Origin of the sequence: Klebsiella sp. KP20-425-1, assembly GCF_025813515.1 — a bacterium.
GTDB classification, from domain to species: domain Bacteria; phylum Pseudomonadota; class Gammaproteobacteria; order Enterobacterales; family Enterobacteriaceae; genus Klebsiella; species Klebsiella pneumoniae.
In genome coordinates this window covers 2,001,515-2,022,437 of sequence record NZ_CP109614.1, presented here as the reverse complement: position 1 = coordinate 2,022,437, position 20,923 = coordinate 2,001,515, and the positions used below count along the sequence as shown (strand labels likewise).

The 20,923-nt window shown below is 51.4% G+C and carries 16 protein-coding genes and 6 pseudogenes; all 22 read right to left on the bottom strand.

Annotated features, from left to right (window positions below; translation table 11 throughout):
* Positions 1–3 precede the first annotated feature (3 nt).
* The 22 genes and pseudogenes from tssF to OHJ17_RS09765 all read right to left on the bottom strand — a co-directional run bounded on the left by tssF (position 4) and on the right by OHJ17_RS09765 (position 20,923).
* Positions 4–1,767, bottom strand: coding sequence for a type VI secretion system baseplate subunit TssF (gene tssF / locus OHJ17_RS09870; RefSeq protein WP_004148784.1), 1,764 nt, complete (start codon positions 1,765–1,767; stop codon positions 4–6).
* A gap of 133 nt (positions 1,768–1,900) precedes the next feature.
* On the bottom strand, positions 1,901–5,311 hold the full coding sequence (locus tag OHJ17_RS09865; protein ID WP_032412511.1) for an ImcF-related family protein: 3,411 nt from the start codon (positions 5,309–5,311) through the stop codon (positions 1,901–1,903).
* Entirely contained in the window at positions 5,295–6,452 is a 1,158-nt protein-coding gene (locus tag OHJ17_RS09860; RefSeq protein ID WP_032412512.1) for a hypothetical protein, read from the bottom strand. Before OHJ17_RS09860 ends, OHJ17_RS09865 begins: the two co-directional genes overlap by 17 nt.
* 3 nt (positions 6,453–6,455) lie before the next feature.
* On the bottom strand, positions 6,456–6,722 hold the full coding sequence (locus OHJ17_RS09855) for a PAAR domain-containing protein (protein WP_004175522.1): 267 nt from the start codon (positions 6,720–6,722) through the stop codon (positions 6,456–6,458).
* Between the two features lie 307 nt (positions 6,723–7,029).
* Positions 7,030–7,278 (bottom strand): annotated as a pseudogene (locus OHJ17_RS09850) (DUF6392 family protein); the annotation flags it as partial.
* A gap of 10 nt (positions 7,279–7,288) precedes the next feature.
* A pseudogene (locus tag OHJ17_RS09845) lies at positions 7,289–7,470 on the bottom strand (DUF6392 family protein).
* Positions 7,467–7,781, bottom strand: a complete 315-nt coding sequence (locus tag OHJ17_RS09840) for a DUF6392 family protein (RefSeq protein ID WP_072769859.1) — start codon at positions 7,779–7,781, stop codon at positions 7,467–7,469. The pseudogene OHJ17_RS09845 and the gene OHJ17_RS09840 overlap by 4 nt, the downstream one beginning before the upstream one ends.
* Before the next feature lie 162 nt (positions 7,782–7,943).
* Positions 7,944–8,834, bottom strand: a complete 891-nt coding sequence (locus tag OHJ17_RS09835) for a formylglycine-generating enzyme family protein (RefSeq protein WP_004189389.1) — start codon at positions 8,832–8,834, stop codon at positions 7,944–7,946.
* Positions 8,835–9,009: 175 nt separating this feature from the next.
* Positions 9,010–9,903 carry a formylglycine-generating enzyme family protein gene (locus tag OHJ17_RS09830; protein ID WP_004184615.1) on the bottom strand — a complete coding sequence of 298 codons (894 nt, stop codon included), beginning with the start codon at positions 9,901–9,903 and terminating at the stop codon, positions 9,010–9,012.
* Positions 9,904–9,924: 21 nt separating this feature from the next.
* The gene (locus OHJ17_RS09825) at positions 9,925–10,026 is read right to left on the bottom strand and encodes a hypothetical protein (protein WP_071787070.1); all 102 of its coding nucleotides are present in this window, start codon (positions 10,024–10,026) and stop codon (positions 9,925–9,927) included.
* A gap of 52 nt (positions 10,027–10,078) precedes the next feature.
* The gene (locus OHJ17_RS09820; RefSeq protein WP_004184616.1) at positions 10,079–10,972 is read right to left on the bottom strand and encodes a formylglycine-generating enzyme family protein; all 894 of its coding nucleotides are present in this window, start codon (positions 10,970–10,972) and stop codon (positions 10,079–10,081) included.
* A gap of 21 nt (positions 10,973–10,993) precedes the next feature.
* Complete coding sequence (locus OHJ17_RS09815; RefSeq protein WP_004217423.1) at positions 10,994–11,110, bottom strand: hypothetical protein; 117 nt, start codon at positions 11,108–11,110, stop codon at positions 10,994–10,996.
* Positions 11,111–11,155: 45 nt separating this feature from the next.
* Positions 11,156–12,049 (bottom strand): formylglycine-generating enzyme family protein, encoded by an 894-nt coding sequence (locus OHJ17_RS09810; RefSeq protein WP_004200301.1) that lies wholly within the window; start codon positions 12,047–12,049, stop codon positions 11,156–11,158.
* A gap of 21 nt (positions 12,050–12,070) precedes the next feature.
* Positions 12,071–12,151 (bottom strand): annotated as a pseudogene (locus tag OHJ17_RS09805) (hypothetical protein); the annotation flags it as partial.
* A 215-nt stretch (positions 12,152–12,366) separates the two neighbouring features.
* Positions 12,367–13,429, bottom strand: a pseudogene (locus tag OHJ17_RS09800) (hypothetical protein).
* Positions 13,430–13,557: 128 nt separating this feature from the next.
* A pseudogene (locus tag OHJ17_RS09795) lies at positions 13,558–13,813 on the bottom strand (DUF6392 family protein); the annotation flags it as partial.
* Between the two features lie 75 nt (positions 13,814–13,888).
* Positions 13,889–14,395 carry a DUF6392 family protein gene (locus OHJ17_RS09790; protein WP_002910551.1) on the bottom strand — a complete coding sequence of 169 codons (507 nt, stop codon included), beginning with the start codon at positions 14,393–14,395 and terminating at the stop codon, positions 13,889–13,891.
* Positions 14,392–14,901: a DUF6392 family protein gene (locus OHJ17_RS09785; protein WP_004200304.1), complete on the bottom strand. Its 510-nt coding sequence runs from the start codon at positions 14,899–14,901 to the stop codon at positions 14,392–14,394. The genes OHJ17_RS09790 and OHJ17_RS09785 overlap by 4 nt, the downstream gene beginning before the upstream one ends.
* A complete protein-coding gene (locus OHJ17_RS09780; protein ID WP_040202941.1) occupies positions 14,902–16,257 on the bottom strand; it encodes an S-type pyocin domain-containing protein in 1,356 nt (451 codons plus the stop codon).
* 23 nt (positions 16,258–16,280) lie between these two features.
* Positions 16,281–18,767 carry a DUF2345 domain-containing protein gene (locus OHJ17_RS09775; RefSeq protein WP_039819482.1) on the bottom strand — a complete coding sequence of 829 codons (2,487 nt, stop codon included), beginning with the start codon at positions 18,765–18,767 and terminating at the stop codon, positions 16,281–16,283.
* Positions 18,768–18,917: 150 nt separating this feature from the next.
* Positions 18,918–19,042 (bottom strand): annotated as a pseudogene (locus tag OHJ17_RS09770) (hypothetical protein).
* 183 nt (positions 19,043–19,225) lie between these two features.
* Entirely contained in the window at positions 19,226–20,923 is a 1,698-nt protein-coding gene (locus tag OHJ17_RS09765) for an OmpA family protein (protein ID WP_039819483.1), read from the bottom strand.

Genomic DNA, 20,923 nt, shown 5'->3' with positions numbered 1-20,923 from the left:
CCATCAGCCGGGCAGGCGCAGACTGTGATTCTCTTTCCACCGGATACATTTCCCTTCAGGTTGAACAATGAGCGTCAGCTGGTTGAACTGATTCATATCGGCATACAGTGCGAAAAAGCGGTTGAGCATATCGCCAAACAAGTGGACATCGCCCGCACCGGTAAATCCGCTACCGTCGAGCGTCACTTCGATATCCAGCCCGCGCAGCAGGAAGCCCTGCTCGAAACGCTGAATTCGGTGATGGCTGACCGCCAGAATGGCGTCCAGACGGCGATTATTGAGCTCATCCTCCCGCCAGTTGTAGAGCGACAGCGTGCCGCGCAGCACCTCGGCGCTGCTCATCATGTTGAGAAAACGGGTGCCCAGATGGCTCATGACCCGCCAGTGGTAGCGGTCTTCCGCCGGGGGATAGGCCGGCAGCGTGGGCTTACAGAGATTGCGGACGGTAAGCGGCGTGGCTGATATCGACTCACAGCGATCCAGCAGCGTGCTCTGTAGCGCCCGGCGCGGCAGCTGGCCGTTAGTGCCGGTGATGCGCAAGGAGACCGTTTCCCGCGCCAGCTCCCGGTCAGCCTCCCATTGCTGTCCGCCGAGGATAAGCCAGGTATCGTGCATGCCGGTTACGCCCCGTTTTACGCGGGTGTGGTAGTAGCGCTCCGGCGCATGGCGACGCATCATTCCCCCCTGGTGACGAAAGCGGGTGAAAGGCACATAGCGTGCCTCCCCGGTGCGCCCGGAGCCGGTCACGCTGTCAACAGAATAGATTTCGGTATGCCCGTCCTGCAGGCGCTTCGGACGCAGGAGGTATTCGCTCTCCAGGCCGCTGATGGTCAACGGATCGGCCTCAAGGGTAAACAGGTTAATCACCGGCACACAGTGCAGGCGTAGGCTGCTTGCGCTGACGGGTAAATCACTTTGCCAGACCTCGCTGAACACCACCTCAAGCGTGAAATGCGATATCCCCGCCGGCAGGGTGATGTTTTCCAGGCCATTTAGCTGCACGAACATAAATTTTTCGCGAAAGGTGAAATACTCGAGCAGCAGCTGATAGCCGCTGAAAGCGCTCTCCCCCTTCGGCCATAAACGATCCTCCTCGCTGAATCCCCCCGGGGAAAAATAGCCGTCGAGGCTTACCCGCTCTGTCTGACCCGGCAGACGCAGGTACAGCGCGGCCTGGCGTCGGGTCAGCCACAGATGGAGGGCGCTGCCGGTAACAGCGTCTTCCCCCAGGTACAGCGCCAGGCGGCGGAGATCGGTCTGCGACCAGTCAGCCAGCTCGCTACAGGCGAATCGTAGTCGCAGGGCCGAACGTCCGTCCGGCTCCGCCGTCATCACCGCCTCCTCTATCGCCAGCGGGTTAAGCGTCAGATCGCGGGTGGTTCGGTACCGGCACACGGTATTTTTCGGCCCCAGTGGGCGGGAGCTAATCTCAAACCCGGCGGGCACCGTTTCCGCCATCTTCATCGCCGGCAGCGTTGGGGTCAGCGCCACGATCGATAGCGATGGAATAGTGCGCAAATAGTGCGGCCACAGCATGCTGACCAGCCCCTCGGTCAGCTCCGGCAGATCATCATCAATTTTTTCGCGCAAGCGACCTACGGAAAAGGCAAAGCCTTCAAACAGGCGCTCAACGTAAGGGTCCGGCGTACCGGCTTTATCGAGATCCAGCATCGCCGCCCGATCGGGGTGAGCCTGCGCGAACGCTTTTGCCGCCTCGCGCAGGTAGCGCATTTCAGCATCAAAATATCGCAGGGTTAAATCGTCCATTATGAATATTCCCTTATTCGTCTACAGGGAGACACGCAGCATGGCTGCGCGGTCAGATTAGTTGGCCGTCGGGCGGCCATGAGCGAAGGAGGCCTGGCGTTGCAGGTTAACGCCAATCAGTGAGGGAGAAGGTTCAATATCCCTCTTCGCCGGGTATATCGTCGGTCAGCGGAACACGTTCCGCAGACGCGCGCACGCTGAATATCGTCTCCGGTAGCGTAAAGTTTCGCAGCGCCAGCAGCGCCAGCGGTCCTTCCCCCGCCTCGGTACGCAGCGTGTAGTTCAGCAACAGACCATCCGGCGCTTTCCAGCTCAGGCTCCAGCTGCTGCTCGTTCCGGGATAAGCGCTGACCACCGCCTTATCCAGCAGACGGATCCACCCCCAGGCGCCCGGGAAATCGCCATACTGGCGGGTGCCCGCCCGGGTACTGATCCAGCTCAGACTGGCGCCCGGCGCTTCGGTGTCAGCGGGCCAGCTGAACCGCCGCCAGACCGGCATCTGGTTCATATAGACAAGTTTCTGACTGTCAATGACCAGCTCCGTCTGCATCACGCCGTCCGCCGTGCCGGGGCGAAGCGCAAAATGCAATCCCGCTTCGCCGTTGGCGAACGCGACGTCGGAGAGATGGCTCAGGGTATTCATCGCCTGCAGAAAGGCCGGGTTAAACGTCAGCCCCTGAGCATTGATACTGTCCGCCATCCAGCGGCTCCCCTCTTTATGCAGCACGCCGTTCAGCCGGGTCTGCAGAAAGCGGGCGATGCGCCCGGTCTCGCTGTCGAGGTATTTTGCCAGCAGCGGCAGAGAGACTTCACTGCTGGTATTTTTAAAGGGGTAGCGGCCGCCAAAGGCGCTATTCCAGTCCTCCACCACCGCGCTGCGCCACTGGGCGTTGAGACTTTCCGCCGCCGGGGTCAGCACCTGCTGCCAGGCCTGTTCCATCGGGCGAACAAAAAGCGTTTGCCCAAATCCACTCCACTCCTGGCCCAGCCCCGCCGCCACCAGGCTGCCGTAGTCGCGCGTTTCGGTTAAATCCACGGCCTTGCCCTGGAATACCGTCTGCGCAAGCAGGCGGGTCATCGCCTGCGGGTCGGTGGCGTTGGTGACCTGCTGCAGGCGCAGACGCACCTGGGTGACGCGGGTCAGGAAGGTCTGCAGGCTAAGACGGCTGGTGGGCGTCCCGCCGTCGCGATTGTCCAGCAGCGCCAGCACGGGTCCGAAGGTGGCATCCAGAGGACCGCGCGCGCCGGACCGTTGATCGATGACGGGCGAGTTATCACGGTTAAACAGCTGCCTGGCCGATTTGACCAGCGAATCGGCGATGGCTTCCCCGGTCTGGCCGGTTCGCCCCTGCACGCTCAGGGTGTTCATCAGCGCCACCAGCGGCGACTGGCGCACATCGGCCATCAGGGTCAGCTGGTCGATAGCATCGGAGAGGGTCGCCGCGCGCTGCCAGCGCAGACTGTTGAGGAAATCCAGCCAGGCGCCGCTAAAATCAGCGAAATAACGCTCCGCCAGCCTGGCTCGCAGAGCTTCCGGCGACGTCGACTGCGCGGCAGTCTGCTTCGTATCGCTCAACACCCAGTCCATTTCATCGCGGCGTTCCGCGACCACTTTCTCAATGGCCGGCTGCACGGCCTGCTCCCAGGCCTGACGGGTAAACATGCCCGGCACCACCTCATCAGTGCTGAACAGACGCGAAGCATCGGTGTCGGCAGTCATATCCGCCAGGCGCATATCGGCATACTGATTCGCCACCTGCGCGAGCATCTTCTGGTAAAGCGTGGACTCACTGTTGCGCTGGCCCATCTGTCGAATTAACCGTGTGCGCACCTGGCTGACCAGACCATCATCGACAGGCAGACGCCACTGCGGATGCGACACCAGACTGGCGGCATAAAATGCCAGCAGCGAAGGGCCGCTGCCCTGCCAGACGGCGTCGGCGATGCCTGAGCGCTGCGACCAGTCCTGCATTAGCGTGGTGGCGAACCACGCGGCGTCCATTTTTTCCGGGCGGGTCAACATCAGATATTGTTTCAGTTGTCCGTAAGCGGTCTTCGTCATCTTCTCACGCAGTGGGCTGTCCGGCGGCAGCTGCACGAAGGCGGTGAGCTGCTCTTCCAGATGATGCGCCGCCGCATCGCGCAGCAGCGGCTGCGCCCTCTCTCCGTAGTGCGGGAACAGCGCCGCCAGCAGGTCATCGTTCTGACTGAGGCCAGCGCGGAGGTACCACGGCGCGCCGTGCTGTGAGCGGTATTCCAGTTGAGAAAGCGTTTTCTGTAACGCGGAGAGCGCATGCAGGCGTACGGCCAGCGGCTGTTTCTCCGCTGAGGCCAGCCGCACCTGCTCCTGTGCGATCGCCACCAGGTGGCGGTTGGCGATAAAAGAGACTGTCATTGAGGCGGCCCAGAGTAACATCAGGGCGGCGGCGGCCACGCTCATCCCACGCATCCAGTTGACTTCCTGTTTGCGCGGACGTAGACCGGCTGGCAACCACAGCACTGAGTCTGGTATCGTTTCCCAGCGGTTATCCCGTCCCCAGTGATGACGGACACTGCGACCAGCCTCTACTGACGCCTCACTAAATACCACCCCGGCCAGCGGCAATGGTCGGTATGGATTAAGCAGTATCGATAACGGTTCCACCACCGCTTCCGCTTCCCGAGTCAACTGGTCGGCCAGCGCGAGTAAAAAATTGTGCTGTGGTTGCCCGCATATCTGCTGGATGCCCTGCTCTAACAGTAACGACGCCAGGGCAGTGAACTGTTCGGCAACTATTTGCGGCGTACAACCTGCAGGTAACAGGCAGCCTACAGGCTGAGTGATACGTCCATTTTTTTCGTTGCCCCCCTCATACAGCGACCAGACGTATAGGGGGAGTTTCCAGCCAAGAGCTTCGTAGCGTAGCTTTAGAGAGTGAGACACACTGTCCATTTCATCTGGCGTGAGCCTGGGCTTCGTTCTGTTCATCGTTGTCAAAACGCCGTCAAAGCCCGATGTTACCCACACCATACCATCAGCCGGGCGATAACGCAGTTTACGCAGCGCTGTGAACCAGGCGTTATCTACCGCTGCCCCAGGGTCTCCACCCCACAGCAATAATGTACCCTGATCTTCCTGCCAGAGTTCCTGCGTGAGCTTTGGGGTCAGTTGTTCTACGTCTCTGACTGAGCCAATTATCAGCAGAATACGGACTTTGCGGGACCAGGCGCGTCCATACTGATAGCGTAGAGTCTGGCGAATTTCCCCCACCGTAATATGATGGGGAGGTGTCAGCGCCACGCGCCCTTCTTCGCCGGGTAAGACGCTGTCCTGCTGCGACTGCCGGCGATATAAACTCTCCTTCACACGGCGGGACATTGCAGGAAGGTAAAAAACAAATACCAACGCCAGACAGACCAGGACAAACGCCAGTACCTGCTCGCCCCGCGTATTGATATTCAGCATGCCGCCATAGCGGGTGATCCCCCACCATATTGCAGCCATCCCGGCCAACGTAAGCCCGGCCAGGCAAAACCGGCCCAGGCCATTACCCGGTATATTCATCTTCACTCCCTGGGGTGATGGTACTGATAAAATGTTCCTGTTCGCTGGAAAATAACGCCAGCAGGGGCTGTTTACGGAGGCTGACCAGATCGGCTGCCAGCGCGGTCAGGAGCCAGGGCGCTGCGGGTCCCGGAATACCGCACCATTTTTCCAGCAGCGCGATATCTTCAGCTTTCCATGGGGTATGCATTTTGCCGCCCTGCGTGATAAGCGCGGCGCTTCTTTCCGTCCATTTTTTTGCGTCCCCGATAACGGAGGGCGTATGGCAGGCGACAGTCTGGGTTTCCAGAAACAGGGTGATATCGTCTTCAAAGTTCGTCATATCTAAGGGCATAGGACGTAACAGCCGTGATGAGTGCGGCAGATGGTATTTTTGCGCCACATCATCGCTGGTCAGCAGCAGCACGGCCAGCCCGTCGGAGTATGCTGTACCACCGTTGAGCTGGATGACCAGGAGTAAATTGACCGTCAGTACAGGCTGCTTCAGGCGCTCCTCCACTTCCGACAGTGAGAATGAGCCGGTAACGGTAATATCATCAGGCACGGCGCGGCCAGGAATGTGTTCTTTCCAGAGATTACTGAAACTGCTGGTCAGCTCAGGCGAGGGATTATCCGTGATCAGGGTGACATACAGCGGTAGCTCTTCCGGCAGGCACTGCACGCGCTCTTCTATACTGGTCAGCAGCGCATGCATCGCACTCAACTGCACGGGCTCTTCTGCCGGAAGGTAATTAATCCTGCGGGCAAGTCCGTATTGCTGAGGCCGCTCACTCCCCCAATGCGCCGCAGAAATATGATCCGGCAACAGCACTGCACTGCTCAGAACGGCCAGCCAGCGCCCGGCCCAGTCTTCCCACCTCTGCTGTCCGTATTCCGCCTCTTTCAGCAAGAACTGATGCGCTTTCAGATCCCTGTCCCACAGGTAGCAACGCAGGCAAAAAATCAGCAACCAGCATCCTGCAGGCATCAGGGATACCCACCAGATATTTATCACTGAGATAATTTTTACGGTGCCGGAGGCATGGAGGATAAAGAACAGGACACCGATAATCGCCATCAGTACACCGGCAAACAGCCATCGGGTCAGTGAAGGAGCCGATGGCTGCTCCATGGTCAATGCTTTTGTTCGTACCCAGCCCATTTTTTATCCTATCGCGCATTCCGGCGCGCCGGAAATCACCTGGCAACCGCACTGACATTTGCAGCCATCGACCACGATGGCTTTACCATCGGAAGACCATTCCGGCGCTCCCTCAATAATGGCATTAGTGCCATGTCCCGGAATCGGGCAGCTGACTTTATCCCCCACCAGCGCTACGGGCTTTCCATTTACAATCATGGTGGAGGATGCGGAAATAACAGCACCGCCGTGCGTGGTTTTATCGCCGAGTAATACAAAACCTTTGGACATTGAATTTCCTTTTATATATCAGCGATACAGTAATTATTAATTAGAATACTCAATCGCATCTATTTCAACCTAAAGAGTGAGGCAATAACATTTAATAACAGACAAAAAACGGCCACTCCTATCAAAGGAAGAATAATAAACATAAAATAATATCTGGAATATCTGCACGCCTCTCTTTACTTAATACATACTTCTTCCCCCAGGTGATATCCCCTACATTAATAATTTTTCACTTCGAACGCCAATTGCCAGACGACCTTATACTCGCGAAAATCGCCTTAATTACTATTGCATGCTCTATACAATAAAAAAATACACTAACAACAAAATAATCAGAATTATAAGCAAATAAAACAGACATTTTCTGATTAGGTGGCAACAGTGGGTATACCTCGCTAATATGACGACTATTGCTCCCTATCATTTTGCGTTCGCCATAACCTATGGGAAATCCAAAGCGTTCGCTCATCCATCGCTGCGTCATTACTGGTTCAAGACTAAAAGGCAGCGGATTAGGAAATAACCAAGCCGTTTTATTTTCATCTTCTAACCGCAAAGTCACTTCCTCAAGATTTTTTCTGGTTATTTATAAAAGATGAAAATATTCTTTCTCGCCTCATATCCAGCCTGAAAATATCATCACTAACAGTAATCGTTGGTTTTGTTTTGTAGGGAATTAAACCTTGTTCATAAATATCCTGATAAGGTTTACCTAATTGCTTCACAAGTGTTCGATATCAATATTCATTTGCCACCAAGTCGCTTTTTCTCCAGCGCAATATGAATCTCCTTTGCTCGCTCCAGTGGATAAAAAGTCACGGTTTCTGAAAATAAATCCTTGTTATAGGTAAATCCGACAGAACTATTTTGATGAGGTATAGGTAAGGTATATATCTTTTCCCCCCTATAAGCAGTCATAACAATTTTTGCTTCAACGTAAACCATCGGAAATCCTAGATAAGCCCGCACCCACTGGTGAATCATAACTCGTTCCAGACCAAACGGCATAGGATTAGGAAACAGCCAGTCAGTTTTGGCTTCATCTTCAAACCTTAACATTTCTTCTTTCAGATTTTTAATGAGCACCACCTTTTCCGTTGACAATCATCGTTGATGACGATGAAATAATTTCACTACTGTACATGATTTTACCATCCATTAGAAAAAAACCTTATATGTTGAACGCCACCGATTTTTTAAAATAAGATATAGCATCACACATTATTTATTAACGACACAACGAAATACATACTGCGGACCAACACCATATTTTTCATAGTCACCATCAACTTCTTCTGGGAGTGGTGAAGCAGATTGTCTAAACATAGTCAATGCGTACTGTCTGTCGCCGCCAACATTCCCACGCAACACTTTCTTGGTCCCTTGCTCTGGTCCCTGAGGATTCTTTACCGGAGAGTGGGAGTAATAATCTTCTGCATACCAGTCATTGGTCCATTCTGAACCACTCAGTCCCATATCATACAGGCCTAAGGGATTTGATGGGTATTTACCTACTGGATAAATGGGAAGCCCCATCCCATCAGTGTATTTATTCAGTTCATCCTGGCTGGGGACATTTTTTCCTGGTGAAAACTCACCATTGTTAGTAGCAAACGGAAGATACTGACCTCTGGATCTTGCTGCAAACTCCCATTGTGCCTCTGTCGGCAAATCAATTTTTTTACCGGATTTTTTACCTAACCACTGACAATAATCTTTTGCCTGTTGCCAGATAACACCTGCAGGATAATCCCCCTTTAGCAGAGAAGGATGACGTTTTGCCAGTATATCCACAGGTGGATTTTTTTTATCTGTTACTTTCAAATAAACATTAAAATCATCGTTGGTGACTTTATATTTTGATATCGAAAAATCACTTAAAATAACCTTATGTAAAGTTTTATCATCCTGTTGTATGCTGAAAAGTAATTTTTCACCAACTAATGGACCAAAATCACCCATTAAAAACTCACCACCCTGAACAGGGACCATATTAGAGACCGATTTATCCACAAGTGCTTTAGCTGCTTTTTCACTCCCGGTGGTATTTCCCTGATCGCACCCGAGCAGTAAACTGGCGGCAACAGAAGCAACTACGATTAATTTTCTCATCTTATCACCTCAGCCATTGCATCAGGCAGTCATTATCCCCGTCGGGTGCTGGTCATCAATCATGGCAAGATATTCTGACATCAGGAAATCCGGCGTAGATTAAATATCCTATCCGGTTCAGCCGAATATTCGTTGAGCATTCTGATTCGGTTAAAATAAGAGATAGCATCATACATTATTTATTAACGACACAACGAAAGACATACTGCGGGCCAACACCATATTTTTCATAGTCATCGTCTTTATCGATCTTCGGAACTGGCAATTTTGATTGCCTGAACATGGTTAAAGCGTACTGTCTGTCGCCGCCAATATATCCACGCAGGACTTTTTTAGTACCCTGCGCAGGTCCCTGGGGATCGTTTACCGGAGAATGAGAGTAATAATCTGACGCATACCAGTCATTGGTCCATTCTGAGCCACTAAGTCCCATGTCATACAGACCCAGGGGATTTGGGGGATATTTGCCTACTGGGTAAAATGGGAAACCAAAACCATCTGTATATTTATCTAATTCATCTTTACCCGGAACATTTTTTCCAGGTAAATACTCACCATTATTTGTTGGAAACTGAAAATATTGACCTCTGGATCTTGCTGCATATTCCCATTGCGCCTCTGTTGGTAAATCAATCTTGTTACCAGACTCCTTACCTAACCACTGACAATAGTCTTTTGCCTGTTGCCAGGTAACACCAACAGAATAATCTCCTTTTTGCAAGGATGGATAATTTTTTAAAAAAATATGGATGGGTGCTTTTTTTACCCCTGTTATTTGCAGATATTTATTATAATCATCGTTGGTAACTTTAAACTTTGATATCGAAAAATCACTTAATACAACTTTATGTAATACCTTATCATCCTGGTTTATGCTGAAAGGTAGTTTTTGACCGACTAATGGTCCAAAATCCCCCATTAAAAACTCGCCGCCCTGAACGGGAACCATGTTAGAGAGTGACTTAGCAACAAGCGCTTCAGACAGGGTTTCACGCTTGTCAGTACTCTTCTGGTCACACCCGAGCAGTAAACTGGCAGCAACAGAAGCAACTACGATTAATTTTCTCATCTTATCACCTAAGCCTTTGCATCAGGCAGTCATTGTCCCCGTCGGGTGCTGGTCGTCGATCATGGCAAGATATTCTGACATCAGGCTATCCGGGACAGGTTTAAACAGGCTGTCCAGCGGAATATTATATTCATAGAGCGTTCCGACTATAATATAGTATTACAGTCAAACGATATTATTTATTAATAACGCAACGAAATACAAAAAGAGGACTAACTCCAAACTTTTGATAATCATCACGCCCAGCAAATTTTGGCACAGGTTGTGACGATTGCCTGAATATAGTCAAGGCATACTGACGATCTCCGCCAACATACCCCCTTAAAACTTTTTCATTACCCTTAACTGGACCTTGAGGATCATAAACAGGGGAGTGGGAATAATAATCAGTTGAATACCAATCATTACTCCATTCGGCTCCACTTAGCCCCATATCGTATAAACCTAGCGGATTCGGAGGATATTTCCCAATTGGATAAATAGGAAAACCATAACCATCTGTGTATTCATCTAATTTCTTTTGTTCAGGTATATTAGAACCAAGCTCGAAATTTCCATTATTAGTCGAAAAAGGAAGATACTGCCCTCTTGACCTTGCCGCATATTCCCATTGTGCTTCTGTCGGTAAATCAATATTTTTATCGGACTCCTTACCTAGCCACTGACAATAATCTTTTGCCTGTTGCCAGGTCACACCAACAGAGTAATCATCTTTTTGCAAGGATGGGTACTCTTTTACCAGAATATTAATGGGAGGTTTTTTTATTCCTGTTATCTGCAGATATTTATTATAATCATCGTTGGTAACTTTAAACTTTGATATCGAAAAATCACTTAATACAACCTTATGTAATACCTTATCATCCTGGTTTATGCTGAAAGGTAGTTTTTGACCGACTAATGGGCCAAAATCCCCCATTAAGAACTCGCCGCCCTTAACGGGAACCATGTTAGAAAGCGACTTAGCAACAAGCGCTTCAGACAAGGTTTCACGCTTGCCAGTACTCTTCTGGTCGCACCCGGTCAGTAAACCGGCTGCAACGGAAGCAACTACGATTAATTTTCTCATCTTATCACCTCAGCCATTGCATCAGGCAGTCATTGTACCCGTCGGGTGCTGGTCGTCGATCATGGCAAGATATTCTGACATCAGGCTATCCGGGACAGGTTTAAATAGTCTCTCCGGTTTATTGGAACATTCATTCAACGTTGTTGCTCCGGTTAAAATGATATATGTCACCACCAAACGACATTATTTATTGATGACGCAACGGAAAACATACTGCGGACCAACACCATATTTTTCATAATCATCGTCTTTATTGATCTTTGGAACTGGCAAATCTGATTGTCTGAACACGGTTAAAGCGTATTGTCTGTCACCGCCAACATTCCCGCGGAGGACTTTTTCGGTCCCCTTTACGGGTCCCTGAGGATCGTTTACCGGAGAATGAGAGTAATAATCTGACGCATACCAGTCATTGGTCCATTCTGAGCCACTAAGTCCCATATCATACAGACCCAGGGGGTTTGGGGGATATTTCCCCACTGGATAAATAGGAATACCTGCTCCATCAGTATATTCACTCAGCTCATCCTGGCTGGGGATGTTTTTACCGGGCAGGAACTCACCATTATTCGTTGCAAACGGAATGTATTGCCCTCTGGATCTTGCTGCATATTCCCATTGCGCCTCTGTTGGTAAATCAAATTTTTTACCAGACTCCTTACCTAACCACTGACAATAGTCTTTTGCCTGTTGCCAGGTCACACCAACAGAGTAATCACCTTTTTGCAAGGATGGGTACTCTTTTACCAGAATATTAATGGGAGGTTTTTTTATTCCTGTTATCTGCAGATATTTATTATAATCATCGTTGGTAACTTTAAACTTTGATATCGAAAAATCACTTAATACAACCTTATGTAATACCTTATCATCCTGGTTTATGCTGAAAGGCAGTTTTTCACCGACTAATGGGCCGAAATCCCCCATTAAGAACTCGCCGCCCTGAACGGGAACCATGTTAGAAAGCGACTTAGCAACAAGCGCTTCAGACAAGGTTTCACGCTTGCCAGTACTCTTCTGGTCGCACCCGAGCAGTAAACTGGCGGCAACTGAAGCAACTACGATTAATTTTCTCATCTTATCACCTCAGCCATTGCATCAGGCAGTCATTGTCCCCGTCGGGTGCTGGTCGTCGATCATGGCAAGATATTCTGACATAAGGATGTCAGGAATGGGTTTAAATGGCTCATCCGGGTCAACAAAAACCGGGAGGTTATTATGCAATAAGGTGAGCTTTTCACCATAATTGGTGTAGAAAAAAAATTTGTGTTCCCCGATACCTAAAAAGTTAATCACATCCTTTTCATTCAGTTCTTTATTACCTTTCTTCTCCCCTGGCGACAACGTCAAATGCTGCATAACATTGTTATAATCTGCCTGACTTTGTACCCACTTCAGCGCCATAAACACCGCTTGCTTTCGCCTCTTGAGAGGACCGAGCTTCCAGCTGTTAACGGAAAAAAAATCATTATTTTGATTGCGAGGGTCAAGCCAGTCTACCCAATTCTGATCAATTAATGTGGCAATCACTGCCCCTTTTGTTTCTGGAGGAGTATATTTTAGCTGATCCGGATTAGACAAAATACTATACATTAAATCAATTCGTTTTCCCTCATCACTAATCTGATTACTCAAGTTAACTAACACTCTAGTTACATCGATGTACATCGCATCAATTGCCTGTATCCCTTGTGCCGCCATAATAATAGGAATTGCACATAAAGAACGGAAGGCATCTCCCTCCATCATCAGCTCAATCTTCTGATAATCCACATTCCTCAGCATAAACATAAAACTCTTCATAAAAGCCGCAAAACTGCTGCCATCAACTTCAAAACCGACTTCCCCTTTGGCTCCCACTCCCCAACATAAAGCCGCTTTACAGTAAATACGAAAACGTCCCTGAATATAGGTGATATAAAAAACCCCACTTCCCCCAGCGCCTGCCTGCACCGTCATCCCCGCTTCCAGTTTGGCTATCGCGGCAAACTTCTTCTCTTTATTGACAAGGGGTTTGTTATCTTTCTCAACACCTATAGCTACTGGCGTATCATCAGGATGCGGGTCAAACCACTCAATGGCACCACTGATATTACCTCCCGCCTGAGCACCAACAAAAACACCAATTTCACCTCCCCCCTGTGCTTCAGGTATTGTTGAGGTCTTTAAATTCACCTGCTGCTGTCCTGGCAACGGTGGAGCAGTCAGGGTTGCAGGACGGCCTTTAATGCCATAGCCCTTTCCCATTTCTCCACTCCAGTCTGCTGTCACCCCTAATTCAATTGCAGCACTGGCACCAACGCTACCTGACAATACCAGTTTCATGGCAAAACGCAGCGCTCCCATATTACAGACACCATCCGGTGTCTGTGGAGTCACTTTTTTCGCCGGAAATAAAAGGCTGACACCTAACCTGTCCGGCAGGTACAGGGCCGTTTCGGCCTTCGCCTCCCCCAGTGCAAAACTGGCATGACCTTCAATTTTTCCCTCCAGTTTTTTCTGACGGATTATATTCCGCTGATGCACCCGCTCCATGGCTGTAACGCATCAGTTGGGCCAGTGCGCTAATGTCAATATACTGATGGATTAGGAAATAGCCCGTTGGTTTTACTTTCATCCTCGAATGTCAGCGTCACTTCTTTAAGTTTTTTCCAGATCATTAATAAACGCTAGATATATTCCCTCACGTTTCATATCTAATCTATAAATATCATCACTAACCGTAACACTTGGTTTTGTTTCGTAGGGGACTAACCCTTGCTCATAAATATCCTGATAAGGTTTACCTAATTGTTTCACAAGTGTTTCGACATCAATACTCATTTGATAAATACACCACACGTCCTTGTATCCTGCTAGTACTATCTTCATTGCGCAAGGAAATGGTCCAGCTATGAGCGAACCATTGCAGAACAATTACCCACCCAACCTTTTTATCTCTAACGCGGCTTGTATTTCTTTGGCTCGCTCAATTGAGTAAAATGTGACTTTTTGTACAAAAAAATCTTTGTTATAGGTAAATGCAGCAACGATATATTGATGAGGGACAGGCAAAGTATAAAATTCCTTCACACCAACATAAATAGTCATGATTATCTGCGCATCAGTGTAAATCATTGGATGACCAAGTTTGGCCCTTACCCATTTCTGGGTCATTACTGGTTCAAGACCAAATGGCAGCGGATTAGGAAATAACCAATCCATTTTATTTTCATCTTCTAACCGCAAAGTCACTTCTTCAAGATTTTTTTCTTGGTTATTGATAAAAGATAAAAATATTCCTTCTCGCCTCATATTCAACCTGGAAATATCATCACTAATAGTACCCGTTGGTTTTGTTTTGTAGGGAATTAAACCTTGATCATAAATATCCTGATAAGGTTTACCTAATTGCTTCACAAGTGTTTCGACATCAATATTCATTTGCGACCAAGTCGCTTTTTCTCCAGCGCAACCTGAATTTCTTTGGCTCGCTCCAGCGGATAAAAAGTCACACTTTCAACAAAAAAATCTTTATTATAGCTAAATGACGCAACTATATTTTGATCAGGAGCTAATAGCGGATAAAACTCCTTTACTCCTCTATAGAGCGTCATAACCACTTTCGCATCAACATAAATCATCGGCAACCCAAAACGCGCCCGTACCCACGGCTGCGTCATCACAGGCTCCAGACCAAAAGGCATCGGATTAGGAAACAACCAGTCACTCTTGCTTTCATCCTCTAACGTTAATGTTACTTCTTTCATTTTTTTTTCAAGATCATTAACAAATGCTAAATATATACCCTCATGCTTCATATCCAGCCTGGCAGTATTATCACTAACCGAGCCATAAGGTTTTGTTTTATAATTAATCAAACCTTTATTGTAAATTTCTTGGTATGGCTTTCCTAATTGCTTTATCAGTGTTTCGACATTAACATTCATTTAATATAACCCCACATTTCGGTTTAACTTATGTAGTTTTGCTCTGATCTCTTCGATTTTCTCGTTACTCATACCATATTCATTCTTAAGGCATTCAGCATTCGCATCCCAGTTGGCATTGACGGCAGCTTCTAAGTCACGAGCATCTAGCTCTTTTTTAGTTATCATCTCGCCGCTTTCTGTCTCTACCTTACGATTATTACGCCCGCCATAGGTTTCACTACATTTTTGATGAACAGCTATTGGAATAGCAACTGAAGCAACCTTATCAACCATCTTATCTATATATTTACTTCCCTCATCAGGATATAAATCCTCTAAATATACACGAACCGCATCTCTAGATGGAATATGATCGACTTGATATTTTCCCTGCCTTGAACGGCCTTCAAAATTTTCATAATAGTCAACCTCATACTCTTCCACAGGGGCTTTCTTAAAATACACATAGATTGCCGGGACAACCCCCATCGGGTCAACAATAATAAAGTCATCGAAATCCCGGTCTTCGATGGGCAATGTTTCAATATTTGGTTCCTGTTCCTCCGGGATCGGCGTTCCCGGTACGGGCGGTAACGATTCCGGGGCCGGGTTAGGCAACCCCCAGATGCTCCGCGGTTCCGGAATGGGTGTAGGCGGTGTGGTAGAGCCGCCAGCGCTCCCGTCATGAACAGTCGTCTGGCTGGAACCCCACTCAAATTTTCCCTGCCCGGCAGACCGGGACCAGACAAATGTGCCTTTAATTGAAGGATCTTCAAAACCCCATGTCTCTTTATCCAGCTGTTTTGCAAACCGCACCCGGACCCGATCCAACCCGCTTTTTTCCCCCACCTCATAGCTGCGGGAAACCAGTTCCCCTGACTCAGGATCTTCTTCAATACGAAAGCGTACCCTCGTGCGCACTGTGCCGTTTTGTCGGGCTATTTCCCGGAGTTCATATTCCGGGACATAATCCCCCTCAATGACCGTTGAATTTACACGGGTAAAAGCGCCCACCATCATCTGGCCATGGATCAGATTCTGATAGAGCTGGTCGCCACGTATATTTTGTAGCGTTTCCGTCTCACCTTCATTCAGTGACGGAGAATAGAAGATAGCCAGCAGAGCAACGGTGAGGGGATTAGGCGCAGCCAGCACCCGTGCGCCCGCGACGCCTTCTCCGACACCTGCCGCAGTCCCCGCCCCTAATGAAAGCGAATTTCCCAGCGTTGTGGCTGTTGGCCCTGCATAATAACCACTCATTGAGGCAGCCAGCGCCATTGATTCAAAAAATACCTGTGCGGGTTTACGTTCAACAACCGGCTCTTTTGCGGCTGATGATGTTTTTCCCTCTCCGGTTCCCAGTATTTGTGTCATCCCGGCTTTCTCCTGTCCATGGCTCACAGTAGCTCTATTTTTATTGATTCAGGCAATGCGGTATAAACGCTGGCCGTTTTCCCATCAGCATCTGCCCGGCCTTCGAATACCTGGCCTTTTTCAGTGGTGATGCGGTAACGGGCAAACGGAACAATTTCACCGGTCTTCTGATCTTTGACAGTAAAACGCTCTTCGACCCCTTCAGGCAGTTCCAGCGGAGGTACACGAAAATCTGCCTTACGCATTTTCTGCACATTGGCCGATTTCAGCAGAATATTCCCCGGGCAGCCCAGTTCGATATTGCCACCACTTAGCCTGATATACGCTCCCGCACAGTTCACCACCAGTTCCTTCGCCGCCGTGATTTCCACTCGCCCTTCCACGCTGGTCACGGTGATATCCTTTTTCGCCGTCGCCTCCAGCGCATCATCCTGCGCCTGGATTTCAATCTTTCCCTTCGCCGCAAACAACTTCATCTCCGCCTTTCGCGCCAGCAGGCTGACGGCTTCTCCCGCCGACACCGTAAAACGTTTCAGCGCACTGATGTCCGTATTCTGCTGTGACACAATCCCCACGCTGGCGCTACCCGAAGACAACCGTACCGCCTGCGGACTGCTGATGCTCACGCCCTGCGGCGCATTCAGCACTATCCCCGGCTGCGCCAGCTCTTTCAGCGCATCGTTCAGCGTCTGCTGGTTGCCGGTATCCGATGGCAGGGCCTGAGCCGATTCCGCTGCCGACGCCAGGCTTTTCGCAATACCCAGGGCATTTTCAAGCTGCGCAATCGCCTCCTCCATTGCCAGCATCCTGTCGCCTGCCGAAGGCTGTTTATCCGCACTGATAAACACTCCCGCACCGCCCCGGATGCTCACCCATTTATCCGTACGCAGTTCCGCACCCTCGCCCCGCAACTCCCTTTGCGCATTCACGTTATGCCCCAGGTTCAGCTGCGTCTTGCCGCCGTACTCGGTGCTGAGCTTGATATGCTCCTCGCCGCGCTTATCCTCCATTCGCAGCTTATTGTTGGTCGGAGTACGAATCACATTGCGGGTGCTGTTTTTCTCCGTCACAGGGTCGACATGCCGCGAGTCGTGCAGCGCATGCGCAATATACGGCCGGTCAGGGTCGCCTTCGTGGAAAGCAATCGCCACCTCCGTGCCCTGGATCAGCGGGAAGTGAAAGCCGTACACGTCGCCGCCGTAGGGTTTGGCGAGACGCACCGGCATGCTTTCCTGCCCCTGCCCTTTCTCATCTCTGTCAGGGTCAAATTTCACCCGGTACAGGCCGGACGCATCCTGCCAGGCGTAGATATCATTCGCTTTCGCGCTGGTCACCCGCGCCGTCATGGTGCCAGTCACCTTCGGGCGCGGCGGCAGCGGCGGACGCCAGCACAATGTTTCGCTGTAGGGCACCGCCAGCAGGGACACCCGCAGCGCCTCCCGGCGGCTGGCGGTAAAACCGGTGCCGGTGATTAACAGCGGATCCTGTACGGGCGCAGGCAGGGTCGACGGCAGGCTGTCGGTAACGGTCAGCACCTGGGCCGGCGCCAGCCAGGCTGCAGTACTGATCGCGGTAATAAGCGTCTGGTGAGCCAGAAAACGCTCATGGTCGAGGCGGGCATAGAAGTTGGCGGTCTCCGTCTGCGGGTCGATTTTATCGCCACGCTCCCGGTGGCGAAGCTTATAGTGGTATACCTCACCGTAAGTGATGCCTTCACCATTTCCCCGGGTCATATCCGCTGTTGCCGACTGGAGAACGCTCTGCGCATCGCGGGGGTTATAATCCCGGGTAGTAACGTTCGCCTCTACGACGTTGTGGGTGATGCTCAGACCCCATATCGATTCCGCACCGCTGTCGCTCATCCCGGACGGGCTGTTTACAGGAAGTGTTTTATCGAACATCAGCGCCCGCTGCGCGTCGGCGAAGTGGACCACTTCGCTCTGGGCCTCTTCCTGCAGGGTGAAGAAATAAAATATCCCCACCTCTGCCAGCAGGCGCTGGATAAATGCCAGGTCGCTCTCCTGATACTGATTAATTTGCTCGCGCCGCGGATAGTGTTGCTTGAGATTAAACTCATACTCCCAGTCATGCAGGTGATGTTCCTGCAATACCTGCTCCACCACCTCCGGCACCGATTTGTTGACGAAAAAACGGTGGCTGCGAAACTGTTTATCCAGCAGGGAGAGAAACGGCTGGAGAGTTATCTGATAGGTCGACTGATCTTCTGAACTGCTGATACGCCGGAAGGCAGTCACCACGCCATGGACGCGTTTGCAGTCCGCCAACTGCTGCAGTGCGCCGCCGCCCATCGTCAGCATGGCGGGTTTGCTCAGGAGCTGTGCGGCATCAATATTTTTCTCTGCGCTGGTAAACGTAATAGTGTAATAATAAAGTTCACTCAGTTTTTCTGCCCCACTGAATTCTTCCACATCCAGCGATGCGGTACATGAAGGAATATCCAGCTGGTAACGGTTAAGGGTGGTGCCGGTAATTATTGAAGAAGTATCCATTATATTCCTGTTTTACTCCGCTGTAATGACCATCAAAAATCAATTCACAGGACGCCCTGTTTAATTTTGTTTAATGATAATCATCTCATTCATCATAAATATATTTATGTGCATATCGATATATCAGATACCCCACCAGGAGTTTCGTAACTAAAAGGTAACCCCAGGGATATTTATATTCACAGACTGAGAAATAAAAAAAGCAGCCAGAAACCGGAGCCTTCAACGTTTATCGCCGCCAGCATTTCTCTGCCACTGTCCTTAGCGCTATCCATACTGATCTCCTTTATCCATCCCCTTTCCTGCGCTTCATCCCCGCAGAGACCGCGCTTTGCCGACAAGTTTGACTGGCTGCAGGCACGCTACCGCCCATCGCTGTTTCCTGTTTATCAGGGACCCGTAGCGCACAAGGTCAGGCAGGCAGATTGTTGTTCAACCTCCGCGATCGGGGTCGCTGATTACTCGGTTTCGCTTTTTAATCCGTTAGTCTCTGCTCCTGAGGTATTGGCCGTGCCCGGCGTCAGACAGGCGTCCTTCTGCGGGACCAGACTGATCTCCACCCGGCGATTTTGCGCCCGCCCCTCTGGCGTCTCGTTGCTGGCGACAGGACGACTTGCGCCGTAGCCCTGCACCGCAAAACAGCTCTCCGGCACATCGCCGGTATCGCGCATCCAGTCGCGGACCGCCTCGGCACGCTTCAGGGAGAGTTGTTGATTGGATTTATCGTTGCCGATGCTGTCGGTATGGCCTGCCACCACGATCAGCCAGCCGGGTTTCGCCTTAATGCCCAGCAGCGAGTTCACCAGCAGCTTTGTCGAACCCGGTTTCAGCGTCGATTTGCCGGTATCGAACAGCGCCATGCTATCGAGGCGGATCGTCTGCGGCCCCTGCACAACCTGCTTAATGACCGGACGTGGCGGCGGGGGCGGCGCCCAGTCATTGATAGCGGCTTCCACGAAGGGGATCAGCCGCCCCCCCTGATACAGCCCCAGCCGATAACGCAGCGGCTCCCCCCGGCGCAACCAGTCATCCAGCAGGCGGCTGTCGGCACGCAGACGCTGCTGCGCCTGCAGCTTCGGCGTCGGCGGCGTGCCGCTTAGGCGGTGATACACCGCCAGATGATCGCCGACGCTGCGCACCAGGCGCTGGTTGTTGATAAAGGAAGCCAGCATCGCCAGCGCCAGAAAGAGGAAGCCCACGCCAGCGGCAAGACCAACATCGCGCATCCGGCGGCTGACCCCGTGGCGGTGCGGCAGTGACGACAGAAGAAGATCCGGCAGCGGGTGAGGACCTGGCGCCGCGTCGTTGCCCGGGGAGAGCGTGGTGATCCCGGCGATTTGCTGTTGCCAGAGGTTATTCGCCACCGCCGCCACCGGCGTAAGGCAGATGCCCGCGGCACACAGGTTCAGCGGAGGAAGTTCCGCCTGCCGGGCGCGGAATGGCCGGAAAAGAGCGTTTTCGGCCAAGGTCAGAATGCTCTCCAGCCACAGCGTCTGATGCAGGCGTGAGGCAGAGCTGCCCTCCCGCTGCCACCCGGCAACCGACTGGGGCGCTTGTCCCTTCTGCTGCGCCTGGAGCCCAGGCCTCTCCGGCGTGATGGTAAACCAGCGGCTTTCCCCTGCCTGGCCGCCTGACGGCGTCACCCAGAACACGCTCCACACCGGCGGCAGACCGTTTAGCCAGGTTCGGCACTGAACGATACTCCGCCGCCAGTCGCGCAGCGACTGCGCCAGATGCTCCCCGGAGGGGTGGTGCTCCGGTACCACCGCCAGCAGCACGGAAACCTGCGATACCAGCGCCGGACGCGCCGCCGCCAGGTACTGCGCCAGCCGCGGCAACTGCTCCGCGCTGTCACCCCGGAGATACCAGCCGTGACGGGTTTCGCCGTGCGCCGAACGCCCGGGAAACAGACCGTCGGTATCCCCGCAGACCAGAACCACCGCCCCCTGAAAATCCTCGGGCGGCAGGACGATTTCCGATCGCTGACGGCTGACTGCCCGGCGACGCTGACGCCAGAGCGCCGCGCCGCCCGCCAGCAGGATGCACAGACTGAAGATCACCTGGTTGCCGATGGACAGCGGCCAGAAGCCCAGCACCAGCCACAGGGCCAGGATGACGGTCAGTATCGTAAGCAGACGACGGGCGTTATCACGCAT